This window comes from Rathayibacter tritici, assembly GCF_001641005.1.
In the GTDB taxonomy this organism is placed as follows: domain Bacteria; phylum Actinomycetota; class Actinomycetes; order Actinomycetales; family Microbacteriaceae; genus Rathayibacter; species Rathayibacter tritici.
In genome coordinates this window covers 2,499,032-2,519,365 of record NZ_CP015515.1, presented here as the reverse complement: position 1 = coordinate 2,519,365, position 20,334 = coordinate 2,499,032, and the positions used below count along the sequence as shown (strand labels likewise).

The window sequence follows — 20,334 nt, the reverse complement described above, 5'->3', positions numbered from 1 at the left end:
CTCCGTCCGCCGCAACCCCCCACGCGCGAACGCGAGGTGACGGCATCATGTCCGGATGGATTCCCGCCGCGACCATGTGTCGACCGAGCCCGCAACAGCGCGTCCCGACGCCGTCCAGCGCGAGCGGATGCGGGAGCAGGTGCCCTCCGACGACGTCGTTGCGCGGTTGCTCACGAAGGAGGCCGCGCACCGGGTCTCCCGCCGCTGGCCGCTGATCTCGGCCTCGCTCGCCCTCCTGCTCACGGTGCTCCTGGCTGTGCTGATCGCGTTCCGCCCCACGTCCGCCTTCCGCTTCGACGTCGAGTGGATGAACGAGATCGTCGAGCACCGCTCGCCCGCCTGGGACATCCCCGCCCTCGTCATGAACACCGTCGGCGCCGGCCTGGTGGGCACGACGCTGATCCCGCTGGGCATCGTCACCGTGCTGCTCGTGTTCCGGAGGCGGTGGGCAGCGCTCTACTACGCGATCGCGGCACTCGTCAGCGTCGGCGCCACCCAGCTCGTGAAGGAGCTGGTGGGCCGCGCCCGCCCCGCCGACATGCTCGTCACCAGCGACTACGGCTCGTTCCCCTCCGGCCACACCGCGAACGCCGCGACCACGGCGATGGTGCTGGCCCTGGTCTTCCCGCTGCTGTGGGTCTGGATCGCCGGCTTCCTCTCCACGGTGGCGATGATGGCGAGCCGCACCTACCTCGGCGCGCACTGGCTGAGCGACACCGTCGGCGGCCTGCTGCTCGGGATCGGCGTGGCCCTCGTGGTCTGGGCACCCCTGGCCGGCCGCCTCCGCTCCGAGGCCGAGCTCCCGCATCCGCCGATCTGGATCCGTCGCGCGAGCTGATGGCGCGAGGCCGGGCGTGGGCGTGACGGGCGGCGTCTCGCGAGGAGAGACCGGCGCCGATCAGGCGAAGGCGGCGAGGGAGTCGAGCTCGTTGAAGGTGTAGACGTGCAGGCCCGCGAGGCGCTCGCCGGCCGCGGACTCCAGGCGCGCGACGAAAGCGGACGGATCGAAGCGGCGGCCGCGGAGGAGTCCACCGGCCACCGACGTGCTCCGTCGCAGGAATCCGAGCGAGGAGCCGACCCCGATCCGTGCGCCCAGTGTCAGCAGCCGCGAGCGCTCGACCGGCCCCGGCACGCCCGCCCACAGATCCGCCGTGATCCCCTGCGCGCGGAGGCGGTCGGCGTAGCGCACCACGGCGTCCACGTCGAAGCACATCTGCGTGACGATCGAGCGGATGAAGGGGGTGCGCTCGCGCAGGTGCCGCTCGATGCTCTCGTCGGAGAGGTGCGGGTGGCCCTCGGGGTACCCCGCGATGTCCAGGGCCAGCCCGGGCGCGATCTCGCGGGCGTCGCGGAGGAGCTCGAGGCTCGTGGAGTAGGAGCCGGCCGCCGAGGTCGCGTCGCCCGAGATCACGAACGCCTCGTCGATCCCCGCGTCACCCATCCGCCCGAGCACCCGCTCCAACGCGCCGCGGCCCTCGACGTTGCGTGCCGCGAGGTGCGGCACCACGCGGAACCCCCGCCCGGCGAGCTCGACCGCGCAGTCCACGGTCCGCCCCGTTCCGTGCTTGGGCAGGCTCGTCACGGTCAGCGTCACGGCGGAGGGATCCGGGAACGCCCGCATCGCCCGCTCGCCGATGTCCTCGGCCGGGATGATCTCGAAGCGCGCGCGGGTCATCCGCCCAGCCTGCCACGCGCCCCGCGCGGGCGGTTCCGGTGTCGGTGGGTCGCCCTAGCCTGGAGGCGATCGCCGCCCGGTGGTCACGGAGGGAGTCGCGTGTACCTGGAATCCGGCCGCGTGGTCACGAGCCCCACCGACCTGGCGAACTGGGCGGCCTGCGAGTGGGCCGTCCTCCGCCGGTTCGACGCCCTGCTGGGCCGCGCTCCGCGCCTGGAGGCCGAGAAGGACGGGATGCTCGCGCGCACCGCCGCTCTCGGTGATGAGCACGAGCACCGCTTCCTCGCCGAGCTGAAGCGCTCGCACGAGGTCCTCGAATTCCCGCGCCCCGAGCCCGCCGACTACCCTGCGGCGGCCGAGGCCGCGGTCGCGGCGATGCGGGCCGGAGTCGATGTGCTCTACCAGGCCACCTTCTTCGACGGCGAGTTCCTCGGCTTCTCCGACTTCCTCCTGCGCACCGCCGAGGGCGCCTACGAGGTCTACGACACCAAGCTCGCCCGGCACGCGAAGATCCCCGCGCTGCTGCAGCTCGCCGCCTACGCCGAGCAGATGCAGGCGCGCGGCATCCGGGTGGGGGAGCAGGTCCACCTCGTGCTCGGCGACGGCTCCGTCACCACCCACCAGCTCGCCGTCGTCGCCCCCGTCCAGCGGGTGCAGCGCGCCCGGCTCCGCGCCGTGCTCGCCGAACGCCTCGCCGACGACGGGCCGCTCGCGTGGGGTGACCCGCGCTACCCCTCCTGCGGGCGCTGCTCCGTCTGCGCTCCCGAGGTGCAGGTCCACCGCGATCCGATCCTTGTCGCCGGGATGCGGCTCGACCAGCGGGCGAAGCTCGCGGCGGCCGGAGTGAGCACCCTCGACGCGCTCGCCGAACACGACGGCTCCGTCCCCGGGCTGGGCGCGGGTACGCTCGAGACTCTGCGAGCCCAGGCGCGGCTGCAACGGCGCTCCGAAGCATCGCCCGTCCCGGCCGTCGAGGTGATCGACGCCTCCGTCCTCGCCGCGTTACCCGCGCCTGATCCGGGCGACCTCTTCTTCGACTTCGAGGGCGACCCGCTGTATTCCGAGGACAACCGCGAGTGGGGCCTCGACTATCTCTTCGGCATGGTCGACGACCAGGAGCGGTTCACCGCGCTCTGGGCGCACGACCTCGCGGCCGAGCGGCGGGCGCTGCTGGACTTCCTCGCGCTCCTGCGCGCCCGCCGCGCCGAGCACCCGCGAATGCACGTCTACCACTACGCCTCCTACGAGCGCAGCCACCTGCTCTCGCTCGCGCTCCGGCACGGGGTCGGCGAGGAGGAGGTCGACGCGCTCCTGCGCGAGGGCGTCCTGGTCGACCTCTACCCCGTCGTGCGGCGGGCGCTCCGGGTGGGTTCGCGCAGCTACTCCCTGAAGAAGCTCGAGCCCCTCTATATGGGCGAGGAGGAACGCGATGCGGCGGGCGTGACGAACGCCGCCGACAGCATCGAGATGTACGTGCAGGCGCGTGCTGCGCTGGCCGTCGAGACGGCCGACGGGCAGCGCCGGCTCGACCTCGTTGCCGAGTACAACGCCTACGACTGCCGCTCCACTCTGCGGCTGCGCGACTGGCTGCTGGCGCTTGCCCCGCCGCGCGAGGAGCTCCCGCCGCTGCTCGAGGTCGAGATCCCTGTGCCGCGCGAGCCGCACCCGGTCGCCGTCGCCCTGCTCGCCCAGGTCGAGGGCGTGGAGCCGCGCGAGCGCACACCGGATCAGAGCGCCCTCGCCCTCGCCGGTGCCGCGATCGACTACCACCGCCGCGAGGCGAAGACCTTCTGGCAGGAGCACTTCGACCGCCTCCGCCAGCCGCTCGACGAGTGGGCAGAGACCCGCGACGTCGTGATGATCGACCGGGTCGAGGTCGTCCGCGATTGGGCGAAACCTCCGCGGGCGCGCACGCAGTCGCGGGAGCTGCGGATCCTTGGCCGCCTCGCTCCCGGCAGCCGGCTCGGCGTCGGCTCCTCGCCCTACCTCGTCTACGAGGCCCCGCCGCCGCCGGGTGCTCCCTCGCCCGGTCCGGGGTTGCGCGGCGCATCCGAGCGCTCCGAGATCCTCGCGGTCGACGACGACGGGGAGCGGATCGTCCTGCTCCTCAAGGAAGGCCTCAGGGTGGGGGAGGACCCGCACGACGATGCCCCCGTCGCCCTCGCTCCGGCACCGCCGCCTCGCGCCGCACCTCAGCCCGAGGCGATCGCCGAGTGGGGCGGCGAGGTCCTCGACGCTCTGCCCGCGATGCTGCCCGACCCGGCGCTCGACGTCCTGCGCCGGGTGCCGCCCGCCTCCGTTGCTCCGGTGCAGGGCGACGACGTGATCGGCGCGGTCGTCACCACGCTGCTCGGGCTCGAACGGGCGACCCTCGCCGTGCAGGGTCCGCCCGGCACAGGGAAGACCTACGTCGGTTCGCACGTCATCGCGCGCCTCGTGAATGAGTACGGCTGGCGGATCGGCGTGGTCGGCCAGTCGCACTCGGTGGTCGAGAACGTGCTCGGCGCCGTCGTCGGCCGCGGAGTCGATCCGTCCCGGGTCGCGAAGGTGCCCAAGGCCGGCACATCCGCCGAGGCGCTCGAGGCCGCCCTCTGGGCTCCGGTGAAGAATGCGGCGGCGCTCACCGCGGTCCTCGAGGAGGGCAGCGGCTGCGTCATCGGTGGCACCGCCTGGACCTTCGCCAACCCCGTCACCGTCCCCCGCCGCTCGCTCGACCTGCTCGTCGCGGACGAGGCCGGCCAGTTCTCGCTCGCGCCGACGATCGCGTCCGCCGTTTCCGCGCAGCGCCTGCTCCTGCTCGGCGACCCGCAGCAACTCCCGCAGGTGAGTCAGGGCGCGCACCCCGAGCCAGTGGACGAGTCGGCGCTCGGCTGGCTCGCCGACGGGCACGACGTCCTCCCGGCCGAGTACGGCTACTTCCTCGCGCAGACCCACCGGATGCACCCGGCGCTCGCCGCCGCCGTCTCCGAGCTCTCCTACGAGGGCGCCCTGCGGTCGCGGGCTCCCGAGGAACGCCTGCTCGAGGGAGTGGTGCCTGGCCTGCACTCCGTCCCGGTGGAGCACGCAGGCGACACCACCTCCTCGCCGGACGAGGCGCGGCGCGTGGTCGAGATCACTCTCTCCCTCGTCGGCCGCACCTGGGTCGACGAGCACGGCGAGCGGAGTCTCACCGCGGCCGATGTGATCGTCGTCGCCCCCTACAACGCTCAGGGCGGGCTCCTCCGTGCCGCCCTGGACGCCGCAGGACTCGACGAGACGCCGGTCGGCACCGTCGACCTCTTCCAGGGTCGCGAGGCGGTGGTCGCGATCGTCTCGCTCGCCGCGTCCTCCGGGGCGGACGTGCCCCGCGGCCTGGAGTTTCTCCTCCTGCCCAACCGGCTCAACGTCGCGATCTCGCGAGCGAAATGGGCGGCCTACCTGGTGCACTCTCCGGCGCTCGCCGCTTCGCTGCCCACCTCGCTGATCGGCCTCGAGCGGCTTTCCGGCTTCCTCCGCCTGCTCGAACGGGGCGAGGAGGTGCGGTGATGACGGATCCGGTGGCCGCACGAGACTCCGTGCCCCGATCTCGTCGGTACTCGGCGTGGTGGACGACGCGATCCGTCGCTACGGTGTCCCCATGAGAATCCTCCTGGTCGGCGCCGGCGGCGTCGGCGACGCCTTCGCCAAGATCGCCGCCCGCCGCTCCTTCTTCGAGCAGATCATCGTCTGCGACTACGACCTCGACCGGGCCGAGCGCACCGTCGCCTGGATCGCCGAGCGCCACGGCGTCGACGATCGCTTCGTCGCCGCCCGGATCGACGCCTCCGACGCCGAGAACGTCGAGACCGTCGCCCGGGCGCACGGGGCCACCCACGTGATGAACGCGGTCGAGCCGCGCTTCGTCCCCGCGATCTTCGCCGGCGCCCTGGCCGCCGAGGCCGACTACCTCGACATGGCGATGAGCCTGTCGACGCCCCATCCCGACGCTCCGCACGAGCGAACCGGCGTGATGCTCGGCGACGAGCAGTTCGCCGCATCGGAGGAGTGGTCTTCCCGCGGCCGCCTCGCCCTGGTGGGAATGGGCGTTGAGCCCGGCCTCTCCGACGTCTTCGCCCGCTACGCCTCCGATCACCTCTTCGACGAGATCGACGAGCTCGGCGTGCGCGACGGCGCGAATCTGGTGGTGCACGACGAGGACGGCCGCGAGATCTTCGCGCCCTCCTTCTCCATCTGGACCACGATCGAGGAGTGCCTGAACCCGCCGGTGGTCTTCGAGCGCGATCGCGGCTGGTACACCACCGCCCCCTTCTCGGAGCCGGAGGTGTTCGAGTTCCCGGAGGGCATCGGCCCGGTCGAGTGCGTGAACGTGGAGCACGAGGAGGTGCTGCTGATGCCGCGCTGGCTCGACGCGAAGAAGGTCACCTTCAAGTACGGCCTCGGTGAGCAGTTCATCGGCGTCCTGCGCACCCTCCACCTCCTCGGCCTGGACCGCACCGAGCCCCTGAAGGTCCGCTCGGCCGGCGGCCCCGTCCGGGTCTCGCCGCGGGACGTCGTCGCCGCCGCCCTGCCCGATCCGGCCGGCATCGGCCCGCGGATGACCGGCAAGACCTGCGCGGGTCTGTTCGTCTCGGGCGCGAAGGACGGCACGCACCGCGAGGTGTACCTCTACCACGTGAGCGACAACGAGTGGACGATGGCCGAGTACGGCACCCAGTGCGTGGTCTGGCAGACGGCGCTCAACCCGGTGATCGCGCTGGAGCTGCTCGCGACCGGCGCCTGGACCGGGACCGGAGTGCTCGGCCCGGAGGCGCTCCGCGCCGACCCGTTCCTCGAACTGATGGCCCGGCCCGAGGCCGACGGCGGCTACGGCCAGTCCTGGCACGTCCGCGAGGACTGAGCCGCCGCGACCCTAGGCTGAGCCCATGAGTGACGACGACGCCCTCGCCTCGGCGCGGGACGAGGCGCGAGTGGCCCTGGACGCCGCTCGCCGACTGCAGGCCGAGGCCGCCGAAGCGCTCGCGCGAGCGGAGGCCGCGGCCGCGGCTCTGAACGCGCCCGCAGCTACTGCGGATGCGGCGCCTGCCGCCCCCGCCCCCGGCCCGCTCCCCGAGAGCGCCGTCGACGCCGTGCGCACCGGCTACGCCTTCGCCGGCCCGGCCCTCGAACTCGGCGCCCTCGTCAACGGCGACGCTCGGATCGACGTCCCCGTCCGCATCCCGCTCGGGATGCTCAACCGGCACGGTCTCGTCGTCGGCGCGACTGGCACCGGCAAGACCAAGACCCTGCAGGTGCTCGCCGAGCAGCTCTCGGCCCACGGCGTCCCCGTCTTCGCCGCCGACATCAAGGGCGACCTGTCCGGCCTCGCCACCCCCGGCACCGCGAATGACGCGCTGCTCGCCCGCACCCGCGGTATCGGCCAGGATTGGCGGCCGGAGGCGGCGCCCGCCGAGTACTTCGCGCTCGGCGGCATCGGCACCGGCGTCCCCGTCCGAGCGACCGTCACCGGCTTCGGACCGCTTCTGCTGTCGAAGGTGCTCGGCCTCAACCACACGCAGGAGTCGAGCCTCGGCCTCGTCTTCCACTACGCCGAGAGCGCCCGCCTCCCGCTGGTCGACCTCTCCGACCTCCGTGCCGTGCTCACCTACCTCGTCAGCGACGAGGGCAAGGCGGAGCTCGCCGAGCTCGGCGGACTCTCGACAGCGACCGCCGGAGTCATCCTCCGTGAGCTGATCGCGTTCGCCGACCAGGGCGCCGACGTGTTCTTCGGCGAGCCCGAGATCGACACCGCCGAGTTCCTGCGCTCCGCCCCCGACGGGCGCGGCATCGTCAGCCTCCTCGAGGTCCCCGGAGTCGCCGACCGCCCGGCCCTGTTCTCCACGTTCCTGATGTGGCTGCTCGCGGACCTCTTCAACGACCTCCCCGAGGTCGGCGACCTCGACAAGCCCAAGCTCGTCTTCTTCTTCGACGAGGCTCATCTGCTCTTCCGCGACGCGTCGAAGGACTTCCTCGCGGCGATCACGCAGACCGTACGCCTGATCCGCTCCAAGGGCGTCGGCATCGTCTTCGTCACGCAGACCCCGAAGGACGTGCCGAGCGACGTCCTCGCCCAGCTCGGCTCCCGGGTGCAGCACCAGCTCCGCGCGCACACCCCCGACGACGCGAAGGCCCTCCGCGCGACCGTCTCGACCTACCCCGAGAGCGACTACGACCTCGGCTCCGTCCTGCAGGCGCTTCCCATCGGCGAGGCCATCGTGACGGTGATGGACGAGCGCGGCGCCCCGACCCCGGTCGCCTGGACCCGCTTGCGCGCACCGCTGGGCTCGATGAAGCCCACTCCCGAGGCCGACCGCGAGGCGAGCGTCCAGCGCTCCCCGCTCCTCGCCCGCTACGGCACTGCCCTCGACCGCGACTCCGCCCGCGAGATCCTCACCCGTCGGCTCGACGCCGCCGCCGAGGCCGAGGAGGCCCGCGCTGCCGCCGAGCAGCAGGCCGCCGACGACGCCCGCCGTGCGAAGGAGGACGCCGCGGACGCCGCCCGCCGCGCCAAGGAGCGCATCGCCGCCGAACGCGCCGCCGACCAGGCCGCAGAGCGCTCCAGGAGGCGCACGACACCGACCTCGCGCGGGACCCGCACCACCCGCCGCGACAAGACCGTTGTCGAGGAGGTCCTGGGCTCGAGCGCAGGCAGGACTCTCCTGCGAGAAGTGGTGCGCGGGATCTTCGGGACCGCACGACGACGCTGACACGGCTGAGACGATCCCCGGCCGATCCTCGACACGAGGCGCTAACGGGGTCGTGTTAGCGTCGGTAGCGTGAGTGCGAGCGGGACGACGCGGGAGCGGATACTCCGGGCGACGGTGGAGCTGCTGGCCGACGGCGGGCGCGATGCTGTGTCGACGCGGGCTATCAGTGCGGCGGCGGGGGTGCAGGCGCCCACCATCTACCGGACCTTCGGCGACCTGCGCGGGCTCCTCGACTCCGCGGCGGCCGCCGGATTCGCCTCGGCACTCGCCGACTTCGAGCGGAGCGAGGCACCGACCGACCCCGTCGACGCCCTCCGCGCCGCCTGGGACCACCACGTCGCCTTCGGGCTCGCCGAACCGCACCTCTACGCGCTGATGTTCACCGCGCGACCGGGGGAGGAGTCGGAAGCGGCGCGCCTGTCCCGGGGCGTCCTCCTCGACGCGGTCCGCGCCGTCGCGGAGGCCGGTCGCCTCACGGTCGACATCGAGCGCGCCTCGCGCCTGCTGCAAGCAGCCGCGCTCGGCTGCACCCTCACCCTGACCGCCCTCGCCGACCCCGACGACGAGCTCTCGTCCCGCTCCCGCGAGTCCGTCCTCGCGGCGATCACCACAGCGGAGGCAGGCCCCACCGACCCCGCGGCTCGCGCGGTCGTCGCGCACGCCGTCGCCCTGCGCACGGCGCTTCCCGCGATCGAGCGCCTGAGTGCGGGGGAGCGCCTCCTGCTCGACGAATGGCTGGGGCGCATCGCCGACTGATCAATCGTCGGCGGGCACCACGATGAGAGGATTTCGAGCATCGAAATCTGACGAAGAGCGTTATTCATAAGCATTTACCAGCCGAGTCGGTAAAGTTCGAGGCGGGTGACGGTGCGAATGAGGTTGGGAAGTTCTGTAAGACGTCCGCGATAGCCGGTCTTGAGGATTTTCCAGTTCTTCCAGTGCGCGATGCATCTTTCGACCGCCGAACGGATGGAGGAGATGTATCGGTTGGCTGTACGTGTGTTGTCATCATGTTGTCCGTGGTGAAATTTTTTCCGGGGAGTGACTGCGGTGGTTCCGACGTACGCTGGGTCCGCTATCCACTCGGCATTATCGAGAATCGGTTCCCATCCACACAGGCTGATGGTCGCTCGGTCGTGCCGAGCGCCGGGGGTCGGATCGGACACGCAAAGCAAGTTACCGTTCACGTCCGAGGCAACTTGCACGTTCAGCCCTTGACGGTGTCGCTTCCCGGAGTAGTTCGCTCTCCCCGTCACGGCGCGGTTCCCGGTGGGAACATCGGTGCCGTCGACCAGGACCACTCGGCCCTGGATAGCCGTCTTTAAACACACCCCCGACAAACAGCAGGCCTGCTCGATCAGCGGGACGATCCGCCGATATGCGCGAGAAATCGTGGGCTGCGACACACCGAACATATCCGCGATAGTCGCTTGGTTCACGTTCTGCCGCAATAAGATCAGGGTCATAACGACCTGCTCGCGAATGTTCAGCAGCACCGGGCGTCCCGAAACCTCACCCCTCCCCGTGACAATCTGCCATATCCGACAGATCAGCTCCGTCAATTGCTCCGCATCCAGGCCTGTAGTAGAGTCGTACCGCATCGGCTTCCCGTTCCGAAAATAGCGAGCTTTGGAACTTCTATTCTCCCGAATGGGAAGCCGATGCCTCGGAACGACACGCCCGAATCAGACCTTATGAATAACGCTCGAAGCTCGAAATTACCCCCGCCTTAGGGCCACTCAGCTCAGCGGGTGCGCGGGCTCAGCGGCTAGGGTCAGGAGATGGTTCCCGTGATGACACTGAAGCGAACTGGCAAAGTAGGGTCCGCCGCCGATGCAAACGACGGCATGAGCGACTCCGAACGCGCAGACCTTGCTCTTGCGTTCCACCAGGGCATCGGCAGGAAAACCGTCGACCCTGCGAAGGTCGACGCGGTCCGTCGGCGCCTGAGCGCTCGGAAGAACGCTGGTCGATAGCGAGCCCACGTGGGTACTGGCCGACGCCTCGCATGAGGAGGCTCTCAACCATTTCGTGTGTGCTGATCCTCCCAAATGGCTGTGGGACAAGCATCGGGGTCGTCACCACCCGAGCAAATGGGAACTTGCGACGGAAAGTGCCATTCGGGGGCTCCGTCTCCCCGTGCCGGAGGGCTGAGGTGCCCCATTCTTTCTGGACCACCGCGGAATTGGTAGGATTACCGCGATGACCGAAAGGAAGGCCCGGGATGTCCAGTTCCCGTGGGAAGTATTCTCCGGAGTTCCGCGCGGAGGCAGTGCGCGAGGTGATTGATAGGTCGCGATCCGTCGCGGACGTCGCTCGAGAGCTCGGACTGGTTCCGCAGACCCTCACTAATTGGGTGGCTGCGCATCGCCGAAGCAGTGCCGGCGGCGAAGAAGAACTGACCGTTCAGGACAGGGCGCGAATAAAGGAACTCGAACGGCGGGTCCGCGAACTCGAAGAGGAAAACCTGTTTTTGGGAAAAGCATCCGCGTTCTTCGCGAAGAAGTTCCGCTAGCCGCCAAGCTCGAACTCATTCGCCGCGAAGAACGCGACCCCAGCCGCACGCTATCAATCCGCGGACTGTGCCAGGCGGTCGGCGTCAATCGATCTAGCTATGACGAATGGCGCGATCGCAAGACCTCCGCAACCGCTGAATGGCGTATAGGTATCACCGAACTCATCCGAACAGCCTTTCAGGCCTCCGATGGCACCTACGGCTACCGCCGCATCACCGCGCAGCTGGCGCGGTGGGGCCGTCCAGTCGCCCACGAGACCGTCCGCCGGCTCATGCGCGCAGCAGGACTGGAACCCTGCCAGCCCAAGCCCTGGCGGCCGGTGACCACGACCCCAGGCGATCCGACTGACATCCCCGACCTCGTCAAGCGGGACTTCACCACAAACCGACCCGGCTGCAAATGGGTCGGTGATATCACCTATATCCGCACCTGGGAAGGATGGGTCTACCTCGCGACCGTCCTCGACTGCTATTCAAAGAAGGTCGTCGGGTACGCCCTCGCCGACCACATGCGTACCGAACTCGTCAGCGAAGCTCTCGAAATGGCGGCAAGGAACCAGCCGAACCGGGCCGCGAAAACGATCTTCCACAGCGACCGCGGCTCCGTTTACACCTCCGCCGACTTCGGGAAACTCGCGAAGAAGCTCGACATCAGACAATCGATGGGCCGGACGGGAGTCTGCTGGGACAACGCGTGGGCCGAATCATTCAACGGAACACTGAAGAACGAGCGCTGCAATCGCACTCAATATCCGACAAGAGAGAAAGCGATCCGCGACGTGACACGGTACATCGAACTGCGTTACAATCAACAACGACTTCACTCGGGGCTTGACTATCGGACCCCGAACGAAGCCGAGCAGGCATGGATCACCGAGAACCTCGCCGCGTAGACAACTATTCAACTGGTCCAGGAAACGTTGTGCAGCTCAGAAGGCCTTCGACTGCTCGAAGCGAACAGGCAGTACCACCAACTCGATTGTACATTTTGGGCAAACATTCACTCTCCGTGAACGCCTTCCGCTGGCACGCCTCGTCGACGCACCGGAACCGGCGCTTGCGCCACTGCCCCCGAACTGGTGCCGCACCCATCGGCGCATCAACCAATACCAGCGCCTTCCGCCCTCGAGACTCGGCGACCTGCCCGCACCCGGGCACCCCGCCGGCGACTCGACATCGATCACGAGCACGCCATCAACACGGCGTTCGAAGGCCACCGCGCGCAGGCCGCCGAGGCCGCCGAGGCCGACGAGCGCATCGCAGTGATCACAGTAGACAATAGAAGATGGGCACGCAGCGGCGCACCTCGTAACATCGGGCACGGGTCGAGGACTCCCGGGGAAGAGCTGCTTGGTCGCTACTGATCCTCAGGGCCTCAGTCCGCCTCAGCCCGTCACGACACGACCCCGCGCGTCACCCCCGGCCCCACCAGAAGTCCGAAGAGCCGCATTAGGTGCGGCCCGAGCAAGTGCACCGCCACGCCGGCGTAGCATGATAACGTGACTCAGAACATAAGCAACCAGAAAGGGAGCGGCTAATATGATAAACGAAATCGCAAGCGCAGTGGTTCTGCTTTTCCTGTTTATCCTCGTCGCTTTGGCGACTTCGGCCGTTCGCCAGCTACGCAAAATTGCGCAGGGCGTCTACCTACGGGAAGACAAAATGCCCTCCGAGAAGGACGACGACGTGATGGACACCGACTAGGTGCACCGCACCCCATAACTGAGCTGCCCAACGTTTCCTGGACCAGTTGAATAGTTGTCTACGCGGCGAGGTTCTCGGTGATCCATGCCTGCTCGGCTTCGTTCGGGGTCCGATAGTCAAGCCCCGAGTGAAGTCGTTGTTGATTGTAACGCAGTTCGATGTACCGTGTCACGTCGCGGATCGCTTTCTCTCTTGTCGGATATTGAGTGCGATTGCAGCGCTCGTTCTTCAGTGTTCCGTTGAATGATTCGGCCCACGCGTTGTCCCAGCAGACTCCCGTCCGGCCCATCGATTGTCTGATGTCGAGCTTCTTCGCGAGTTTCCCGAAGTCGGCGGAGGTGTAAACGGAGCCGCGGTCGCTGTGGAAGATCGTTTTCGCGGCCCGGTTCGGCTGGTTCCTTGCCGCCATTTCGAGAGCTTCGCTGACGAGTTCGGTACGCATGTGGTCGGCGAGGGCGTACCCGACGACCTTCTTTGAATAGCAGTCGAGGACGGTCGCGAGGTAGACCCATCCTTCCCAGGTGCGGATATAGGTGATATCACCGACCCATTTGCAGCCGGGTCGGTTTGTGGTGAAGTCCCGCTTGACGAGGTCGGGGATGTCAGTCGGATCGCCTGGGGTCGTGGTCACCGGCCGCCAGGGCTTGGGCTGGCAGGGTTCCAGTCCTGCTGCGCGCATGAGCCGGCGGACGGTCTCGTGGGCGACTGGACGGCCCCACCGCGCCAGCTGCGCGGTGATGCGGCGGTAGCCGTAGGTGCCATCGGAGGCCTGAAAGGCTGTTCGGATGAGTTCGGTGATACCTATACGCCATTCAGCGGTTGCGGAGGTCTTGCGATCGCGCCATTCGTAATAGCTAGATCGATTGACGCCGACCGCCTGGCACAGTCCGCGGATTGATAGCGTGCGGCTGGGGTCGCGTTCTTCGCGGCGAATGAGTTCGAGCTTGGCGGCTAGCGGAACTTCTTCGCGAAGAACGCGGATGCTTTTCCCAAAAACAGGTTTTCCTCTTCGAGTTCGCGGACCCGCCGTTCGAGTTCCTTTATTCGCGCCCTGTCCTGAACGGTCAGTTCTTCTTCGCCGCCGGCACTGCTTCGGCGATGCGCAGCCACCCAATTAGTGAGGGTCTGCGGAACCAGTCCGAGCTCTCGAGCGACGTCCGCGACGGATCGCGACCTATCAATCACCTCGCGCACTGCCTCCACGCGGAACTCCGGAGAATACTTCCCACGGGAACTGGACATCCCGGGCCTTCCTTTCGGTCATCGCGGTAATCCTACCAATTCCGCGGTGGTCCAGAAAGAATGGGGCACCTCAAACGCCTAAGAGCGTTATTCATAAGGTTGTTTACCAGCCGAGTCGGTAGAGTTCGAGTTTTGTGATGGTGCGGATGATGGCGGGGAGTTCGCTGAGGCGTCCGCGGTAGCCGGTGGCGATGATTTTCCAGTTCTTGAAGTGGGCGATGCACCTCTCGACTGCGGATCGGGTTCTGGAGATTTCCCGGTTCGATTTCTTGGTGTTGTCGTCGAGGGTGGTGCCGTGGGGTCGTTTGCGGGGAGTGGTCGCGGTGGTGCCGATGTAGCCCGGGTCGGCGATCCAGTCCGTGTCATCGAGGATCGGCTCCCAGCCGCAGAGCGCGAGAGCGACACGATCATGACGGGCGCCGGCGACAGGGTCTGACGCGGCGAGGAGGCCGCCGTCCAGATCTGCGGCGATCTGCACATTGAGGCCTTGTCGGTGCCGCTTCCCGGAGTAAGTCGACCGACCCGTTTTCGCGCGGTTCCCGGTGGGAACGTCTGTCCCATCGACCAGGACGACACGGCCTCGGACAGCTTCTTCCAGGGAAATCCCTGAGAAGCAACAGGCTTGCTCGATCAGCGGAACGATGCGCCGGTAGATCCGCGAGACGGTGGCTTGGGAGACGCCGTGCAGGTCCGCGGCGGCGGCTTGGTTCAGGTTCTGTCGCAACAGCAGCAACGTCAGGATGACCTGCTCCCGCAGGTTGAGAAGCGCGGGGCGGCCAGGCAACGATGGACGCCCGGACAGGACCTGGAATATTCGAGCCACCAACTCCGTCACCTGCCCAGAGGTCAAACCTGTAGTAGAGTCATGGCGCATCGACTTCTCGCTTCAAGAATGGTGTGTAGGAACTTCCATTCTCTCCCGCGAGAAGTCGATGTCTTCACAGCGACACGCGCGAAACAGACCTTATGAATAACGCTCTAAGAGCGTTATTCATAAGGTCTGATTCGGGCGTGTCGTTCCGAGGCATCGGCTTCCCATTCGGGAGAATAGAAGTTCCAAAGCTCGCTATTTTCGGAACGGGAAGCCGATGCGGTACGACTCTACTACAGGCCTGGATGCGGAGCAATTGACGGAGCTGATCTGTCGGATATGGCAGATTGTCACGGGGAGGGGTGAGGTTTCGGGACGCCCGGTGCTGCTGAACATTCGCGAGCAGGTCGTTATGACTCTGATCTTATTGCGGCAGAACGTGAACCAAGCGACTATCGCGGATATGTTCGGTGTGTCGCAGCCCACGATTTCTCGCGCATATCGGCGGATCGTCCCGCTGATCGAGCAGGCCTGCTGTTTGTCGGGGGTGTGTTTAAAGACGGCTATCCAGGGCCGAGTGGTCCTGGTCGACGGCACCGATGTTCCCACCGGGAACCGCGCCGTGACGGGGAGAGCGAACTACTCCGGGAAGCGACACCGTCAAGGGCTGAACGTGCACGTTGCCTCGGACGTGAACGGTAACTTGCTTTGCGTGTCCGATCCGACCCCCGGCGCTCGGCACGACCGAGCGACCATCAGCCTGTGTGGATGGGAACCGATTCTCGATAATGCCGAGTGGATAGCGGACCCAGCGTACGTCGGAACCACCGCAGTCACTCCCCGGAAAAAATTTCACCACGGACAACATGATGACAACACACGTACAGCCAACCGATACATCTCCTCCATCCGTTCGGCGGTCGAAAGATGCATCGCGCACTGGAAGAACTGGAAAATCCTCAAGACCGGCTATCGCGGACGTCTTACAGAACTTCCCAACCTCATTCGCACCGTCACCCGCCTCGAACTTTACCGACTCGGCTGGTAAATGCTTATGAATAACGCTCTAAGAGCGTTATTCATAAGGTCTGACTCGGGCGTGTCGTTCCGAGGCATCGGCTTCCCATTCGGGAGAATAGAAGTTCCAAAGCTCGCTATTTTCGGAACGGGAAGCCGATGCGGTACGACTCTACTACAGGCCTGGATGCGGAGCAATTGACGGAGCTGATCTGTCGGATATGGCAGATTGTCGCGGGGAGGGGTGAGGTTTCGGGACGCCCGGTGCTGCTGAACATTCGCGAGCAGGTCGTTATGACCCTGATCTTATTGCGGCAGAACGTGAACCAAGCGACTATCGCGGATATGTTCGGTGTGTCGCAGCCCACGATTTCTCGCGCATATCGGCGGATCGTCCCGCTGATCGAGCAGGCCTGCTGTTTGTCGGGGGTGTGTTTAAAGACGGCTATCCAGGGCCGAGTGGTCCTGGTCGACGGCACCGATGTTCCCACCGGGAACCGCGCCGTGACGGGGAGAGCGAACTACTCCGGGAAGCGACACCGTCAAGGGCTGAACGTGCAAGTTGCCTCGGACGTGAACGGTAACTTGCTTTGCGTGTCCGATCCGACCCCCGGCGCTCGGCACGACCGAGCGACCATCAGCCTGTGTGGATGGGAACCGATTCTCGATAATGCCGAGTGGATAGCGGACCCAGCGTACGTCGGAACCACCGCAGTCACTCCCCGGAAAAAATTTCACCACGGACAACATGATGACAACACACGTACAGCCAACCGATACATCTCCTCCATCCGTTCGGCGGTCGAAAGATGCATCGCGCACTGGAAGAACTGGAAAATCCTCAAGACCGGGAGGCTTATGCAAAATTCGGGTAGGGCTTCACAAAAGCCCTGGTCAGAGGCTCGTTCGCTGGGTGTGCGAGGGGATTTTGCATAAGCCTCCGGCTATCGCGGACGTCTTACAGAACTTCCCAACCTCATTCGCACCGTCACCCGCCTCGAACTTTACCGACTCGGCTGGTAAATGCTTATGAATAACGCTCTAAGTAGACGATCCTTGCGAAGGAGCAATAGTTCCGCTATCTTAAGCATTAACACTTCGGTCGGAGCTCAACCTGACTGGTATTTCGGGGGTTTGATGCAACGCCACAATCAAAAAATTAAGATTCGACTAAATCTCAACTTAATCTCCGTCGAACCGCCCCGAGGGAAACAATCTCATGAAGAAAATCCAACTCGTCGTCATCACGTCTATCTTCGCGGGTTTTGCTCTCGCGGGATGCTCTCGAATCGTCGAAGAAGTCGGGCCCAAGGCGAATATACCAGTGGCGTCAAGTGGCAAATTCAGCGGTCCGTACTCTGACCTGTTCGACGCAGCCCTCGCCGACGCGCAATCAGAGGTCGAGAAGCTTGCGCTCGAAGACGAAGTAATTAGCGACCAAGAGTACGCATACTTCCAAGGCGAAATTACGTCCTGCTTGGCTGAACTCGGTTTGAGCGCAAGTTTTGCCGCGGATGGTCGCCTCAATTACGCCAACCCAGACGACGTCTCACAAGACAAAATTCAGGCATGCAGCGCCAAGAACGGCATTACAATTTTGGCTATCCGTGACGCGATGGAACGCAACCCAACTCGGCTTGACGAGGCGCAGATCATGGTTGACTGCTTAAAGCAGGTCCAAATCGTCGACAAGACATACACGGCGGCCGACTATGCAAACGGTGTCGATTTAGATCGAATGGTGGATACCGACGAGTTTAAAGGTTGCAGCGACGATCCTTTGAACTACGCTTCAACGGGCACCAACGAACAACGCTAATGCGAGTGCGTAAGCGGCTCAAGGTCTCGAAATCTGTCATTGCTACCGCGGGGATCGCCATATTCTGCTCAGGACTAACCGCGGGCATTCTGACAACTTCGATCGAACCGCCCATCGAACTCAGCCCAGCGCGAACAATCGACACCGCTTTCGCAAGCGCATCTGAAATCACCGATGAGCGGGAGGTGGACCTGCAACTAGCTACCTCGCCCCCGACCAATATCGTTACTAACCGCGGCGGTACTATTACTGAACTCGATTGCAGGCCTGGCGCCGGATTGGAGTCGGGAAAGAGCAACTTCGCCCTTGACGGGCAACGGCTCCTGAACCTCGCAACCACTATGCCCCTCTGGCGGAACTTCTCACAAGGGGATGAAGGCGACGATGTCCGCGCCGTAAAAATAGCGCTACAAGGCCTCGGATACTCGTTAAGTGAAGATGCGACGTGGGACAGCACCGGTTCCCGAGCACTGCGAACAGCCTTCAAAGAGATCGAGGCATCCCCGCCGCCAGACAATGGGTCTTTCGACCAATCGATAATTGTGTGGATTCCCTCAACACCAAGCGCGGTCGCGTCCTGCGACAGCGCGCTCGGTCGACAACTTGCTCCGGGCACTAGTCTTGCGTCGCTACCGCCCACAATTGAGTCCGCGAGCCTCACAGCCTCACCAGATGAGGGTCTACCGGGCGCCCGGGTGATCAATATTGAAGGAAAAGAGTTCGAGCTGTCAAGCGGTCGAGTTCAACAAGACCTTCCGCTGCTTCAAGCAATTCAGGGATCCGCAGCCTACGCGAGTCTTGAAGCGAGCGAAACGAGAATTTCTTTCTCGTCGCACCTAAAGGAGCCGATCAAAGCACTGAGCATTCCGCCTAGCGCTATTCATGATCTCAACGGAAGCGATGGCTGCGTGACGACAGAACTTTCCTCCGTACCGGTAAAAATAATCACAAGTCAACTCGGCTTCACACTAATCCAGCCGGTCGAAGAATTAGAACGGAACCTTATTTACATCACGCCCGCCAAACAGACTCCTTGCATTCCATGATCAAAGTTGCTTTGAATGACGTGGGTCAAGCCTTCGTAGACAACGCGTTTCTCTTTTGCCACCTAAGCACCACCCTCGTCGCCGGCGAGACCTACGCTCTTACTGGACCCTCTGGCTCCGGAAAGAGCTCACTACTGTCCATCATTGCCAATCGGGAGAAGCCGACGGTCGGTGAAGTCGAATGGACCGGCATCGAGACGCAAGCCTGGGTCTTCCAGAATCCGCACGGCGTATCTCGACGTACAGCATTAGATCACGTTGTCCAGCCGTTTCTAGCGAGGGGATTCGGTAGAAATAGCGCAGAAGAATTGGCGAGAGCTGAACTGCAGCGATTTGGTCTTCATGCCGCAGGCGATCGTCTTTTTCAGGAACTCTCCGGCGGAGAGGCTCAGCGGCTCATGCTCGCGAGAGGAATGGCAACAGCCCCCGACTTGTTCCTAGTCGATGAGCCAACTGCGCAACTCGATCTTCGAACCGCCAACGCAGTAAACACTAGTTTGATAAACTTGGCCGGCAGAAACACCATTGTCGTAATCGCGACGCACGATCCCGCTACCCGCGATAGCTGCTCCAAGGAAATTCGTCTGGGTGATTATACGTGATGCGCGCATCATCAATTTTATCCGAGGCCTGGCGGAACATCGTAAGCGGAACCTCGAGAACACTCTTAGTAGGAGGTTTCTTGGCGGCGCTGATTGCTACCGGATTCACGATAGATGCTTCGACCATCTCCTTGTTGATCCGTGACGCGGATAGATTCCATAACGCGGGTGCGAGTGTACAAACCATTTCCGTTGAAAATGGAATATCTGGGGCGAAGTGCGAGTCCCTGAACGGAAGCACTGAACTCTCAGCCGGCGCGATACGGCCCGCAGATACAAATATTGTCGCGTCAGCATTGCCAAATTCAGCCCTTCCGACTTTCGAGGTATCTCCTTCTCTTATTCACCTCCTAATGCCGAAAATCGATCGTGATATGCCGGGCGGAATTTTTCTTGCTCAGGACGTTGCGGAGACTCTCGGCGTGGTAGCGGGCGACTCGTTCCCCTCGACAGAAGGACTTGCGCGCATTGCTGGCGTTTACTCCTATCCTAACGACGGGCGAAGGTCGGACCTCAGATATGCGGTCCTCGTCCCCATTTCTAGCCGTTCCTCTTTTAGCGAATGCTGGGCCGAAAACTGGCCCAATTCGGGAGATTCCCTTCAACTGCTGCGATCAACAGTCACGCTCGAAGCGAGTACTGCTGGAACAGCGATTGACGTGAGTCAACTAAATAGCTCATTAGGCCGCGTAAATCCCGCTCCGGCACTGTTCGAAAGTCGAGCCACAGAGTCTGCGCCGTTGTTCGTGGCATTGGCATCCTTTCTTGGGCTAGTCCTGGCGAGCGGATTGCGGCGCGTTGAGTTTGCCTCTTCCCTTGAGATCGGGATCAGCCGCTGGGGTTTGCTAGCAATTATTGTGGTTGAAACCGGGGCGAGTATTATCTTTGCCCTGGTAGTTGCTTCCGCGATCGCCTTATTACTTACCATGCTGGTCAGCGCTGGCCTTTTTTTCACTTTCGCACAACTTTTTTTGCGCGACCTCGTCATGGCAGCGAGTTTCGCGCTTCTGGGAAGCTCGGCAGGCGTGATGTTTACGAACCAGAATCGGCTATATAAGTACTTTAAAGCTCGGTAAGCCGGTACTCACGGTGCGAGGAGCAATCGCCGTGCTGGGCTGCTCGACGCACCCATGGCCCGGCTCGCCCGAATGTGGTTTTCATACGCATGCCGGGTGGTCTTG

The 20,334-nt window shown here is 64.7% G+C and carries 16 protein-coding genes; 12 read left to right on the top strand and 4 right to left on the bottom strand.

What is annotated here, in order from left to right:
* Positions 1-55: 55 nt before the first annotated feature.
* A complete protein-coding gene (locus A6122_RS11380; protein ID WP_237358177.1) occupies positions 56-838 on the top strand; it encodes a phosphatase PAP2 family protein in 783 nt (260 codons plus the stop codon).
* A 60-nt stretch (positions 839-898) separates the two neighbouring features.
* Here the strand turns inward: A6122_RS11380 and A6122_RS11375 are convergent, their stop codons facing one another.
* Complete coding sequence (locus tag A6122_RS11375) at positions 899-1,675, bottom strand: methylenetetrahydrofolate reductase (protein WP_068254993.1); 777 nt, start codon at positions 1,673-1,675, stop codon at positions 899-901.
* 99 nt (positions 1,676-1,774) lie between these two features.
* On the opposite strand from A6122_RS11375, the gene A6122_RS11370 reads away from it, so the two are divergent.
* The 4 genes from A6122_RS11370 to A6122_RS11355 all read left to right on the top strand — a co-directional run bounded on the left by A6122_RS11370 (position 1,775) and on the right by A6122_RS11355 (position 9,153).
* Positions 1,775-5,200, top strand: a complete 3,426-nt coding sequence (locus tag A6122_RS11370; protein ID WP_068254990.1) for a TM0106 family RecB-like putative nuclease — start codon at positions 1,775-1,777, stop codon at positions 5,198-5,200.
* Positions 5,201-5,291: 91 nt separating this feature from the next.
* Positions 5,292-6,551, top strand: a complete 1,260-nt coding sequence (locus tag A6122_RS11365) for a saccharopine dehydrogenase family protein (RefSeq protein ID WP_068257556.1) — start codon at positions 5,292-5,294, stop codon at positions 6,549-6,551.
* Between the two features lie 25 nt (positions 6,552-6,576).
* Entirely contained in the window at positions 6,577-8,397 is a 1,821-nt protein-coding gene (locus A6122_RS11360) for a helicase HerA-like domain-containing protein (protein ID WP_068254987.1), read from the top strand.
* A gap of 69 nt (positions 8,398-8,466) precedes the next feature.
* On the top strand, positions 8,467-9,153 hold the full coding sequence (locus tag A6122_RS11355; protein ID WP_068254986.1) for a TetR/AcrR family transcriptional regulator: 687 nt from the start codon (positions 8,467-8,469) through the stop codon (positions 9,151-9,153).
* Between the two features lie 74 nt (positions 9,154-9,227).
* On the opposite strand, the gene A6122_RS15985 is transcribed toward A6122_RS11355, so the two are convergent.
* Positions 9,228-9,998 (bottom strand): transposase family protein, encoded by a 771-nt coding sequence (locus A6122_RS15985; RefSeq protein WP_084415932.1) that lies wholly within the window; start codon positions 9,996-9,998, stop codon positions 9,228-9,230.
* 623 nt (positions 9,999-10,621) lie between these two features.
* Here A6122_RS15985 and A6122_RS11350 point away from each other — a divergent pair.
* Positions 10,622-11,805 (top strand): IS3 family transposase gene (locus tag A6122_RS11350; protein WP_157593813.1). Its coding sequence is split into 2 segments (ribosomal slippage): positions 10,622-10,874 and positions 10,874-11,805, totalling 1,185 coding nucleotides; the frame shifts between segments, so codons are not numbered across the junction.
* Positions 11,806-12,674: 869 nt separating this feature from the next.
* Here the strand turns inward: A6122_RS11350 and A6122_RS11345 are convergent.
* Together A6122_RS11345 and A6122_RS11340 are read right to left on the bottom strand one after the other, a co-directional pair.
* A protein-coding gene (locus A6122_RS11345; protein ID WP_157593812.1) for an IS3 family transposase occupies positions 12,675-13,858 on the bottom strand; the annotation gives its coding sequence in 2 pieces (ribosomal slippage) (positions 12,675-13,606 and positions 13,606-13,858; 1,185 coding nt in all).
* A gap of 103 nt (positions 13,859-13,961) precedes the next feature.
* On the bottom strand, positions 13,962-14,732 hold the full coding sequence (locus A6122_RS11340; RefSeq protein WP_084416007.1) for a transposase family protein: 771 nt from the start codon (positions 14,730-14,732) through the stop codon (positions 13,962-13,964).
* A gap of 214 nt (positions 14,733-14,946) precedes the next feature.
* Here A6122_RS11340 and A6122_RS15980 point away from each other — a divergent pair, with 214 nt between their 5' ends.
* The 6 genes from A6122_RS15980 (at position 14,947) to A6122_RS16650 (ending at position 20,229) form a co-directional block, all read left to right on the top strand.
* Positions 14,947-15,717, top strand: a complete 771-nt coding sequence (locus A6122_RS15980; protein WP_084416006.1) for a transposase family protein — start codon at positions 14,947-14,949, stop codon at positions 15,715-15,717.
* A 128-nt stretch (positions 15,718-15,845) separates the two neighbouring features.
* Positions 15,846-16,622, top strand: coding sequence for a transposase family protein (locus A6122_RS15975; RefSeq protein WP_208855024.1), 777 nt, complete (start codon positions 15,846-15,848; stop codon positions 16,620-16,622).
* 283 nt (positions 16,623-16,905) lie between these two features.
* Complete coding sequence (locus A6122_RS11335) at positions 16,906-17,505, top strand: hypothetical protein (protein ID WP_068254982.1); 600 nt, start codon at positions 16,906-16,908, stop codon at positions 17,503-17,505.
* A 5-nt stretch (positions 17,506-17,510) separates the two neighbouring features.
* Entirely contained in the window at positions 17,511-18,551 is a 1,041-nt protein-coding gene (locus tag A6122_RS16655) for a hypothetical protein (RefSeq protein WP_146085103.1), read from the top strand.
* Positions 18,548-19,153, top strand: a complete 606-nt coding sequence (locus A6122_RS15970; protein ID WP_104261919.1) for an ATP-binding cassette domain-containing protein — start codon at positions 18,548-18,550, stop codon at positions 19,151-19,153. The genes A6122_RS16655 and A6122_RS15970 overlap by 4 nt, the downstream gene beginning before the upstream one ends.
* 80 nt (positions 19,154-19,233) lie before the next feature.
* Positions 19,234-20,229, top strand: a complete 996-nt coding sequence (locus tag A6122_RS16650; RefSeq protein ID WP_146085102.1) for a hypothetical protein — start codon at positions 19,234-19,236, stop codon at positions 20,227-20,229.
* The last annotated feature ends 105 nt before the right edge of the window (positions 20,230-20,334 follow it).

Coding starts and splice junctions, on each gene's coding strand:
- A6122_RS11360 (WP_068254987.1), top strand. CDS start 6,577: ATGAGTGACGACGACGCCCTCGCCTCGGCGCGGGACGAGGCGCGAGTG.
- A6122_RS11335 (WP_068254982.1), top strand. CDS start 16,906: ATGAAGAAAATCCAACTCGTCGTCATCACGTCTATCTTCGCGGGTTTT.
- A6122_RS11375 (WP_068254993.1), bottom strand. CDS start 1,675: ATGACCCGCGCGCGCTTCGAGATCATCCCGGCCGAGGACATCGGCGAG.
- A6122_RS15985 (WP_084415932.1), bottom strand. CDS start 9,998: ATGCGGTACGACTCTACTACAGGCCTGGATGCGGAGCAATTGACGGAG.
- A6122_RS11365 (WP_068257556.1), top strand. CDS start 5,292: ATGAGAATCCTCCTGGTCGGCGCCGGCGGCGTCGGCGACGCCTTCGCC.
- A6122_RS11340 (WP_084416007.1), bottom strand. CDS start 14,732: ATGCGCCATGACTCTACTACAGGTTTGACCTCTGGGCAGGTGACGGAG.
- A6122_RS11380 (WP_237358177.1), top strand. CDS start 56: ATGGATTCCCGCCGCGACCATGTGTCGACCGAGCCCGCAACAGCGCGT.
- A6122_RS15980 (WP_084416006.1), top strand. CDS start 14,947: ATGCGGTACGACTCTACTACAGGCCTGGATGCGGAGCAATTGACGGAG.
- A6122_RS15975 (WP_208855024.1), top strand. CDS start 15,846: ATGCGGTACGACTCTACTACAGGCCTGGATGCGGAGCAATTGACGGAG.
- A6122_RS15970 (WP_104261919.1), top strand. CDS start 18,548: ATGATCAAAGTTGCTTTGAATGACGTGGGTCAAGCCTTCGTAGACAAC.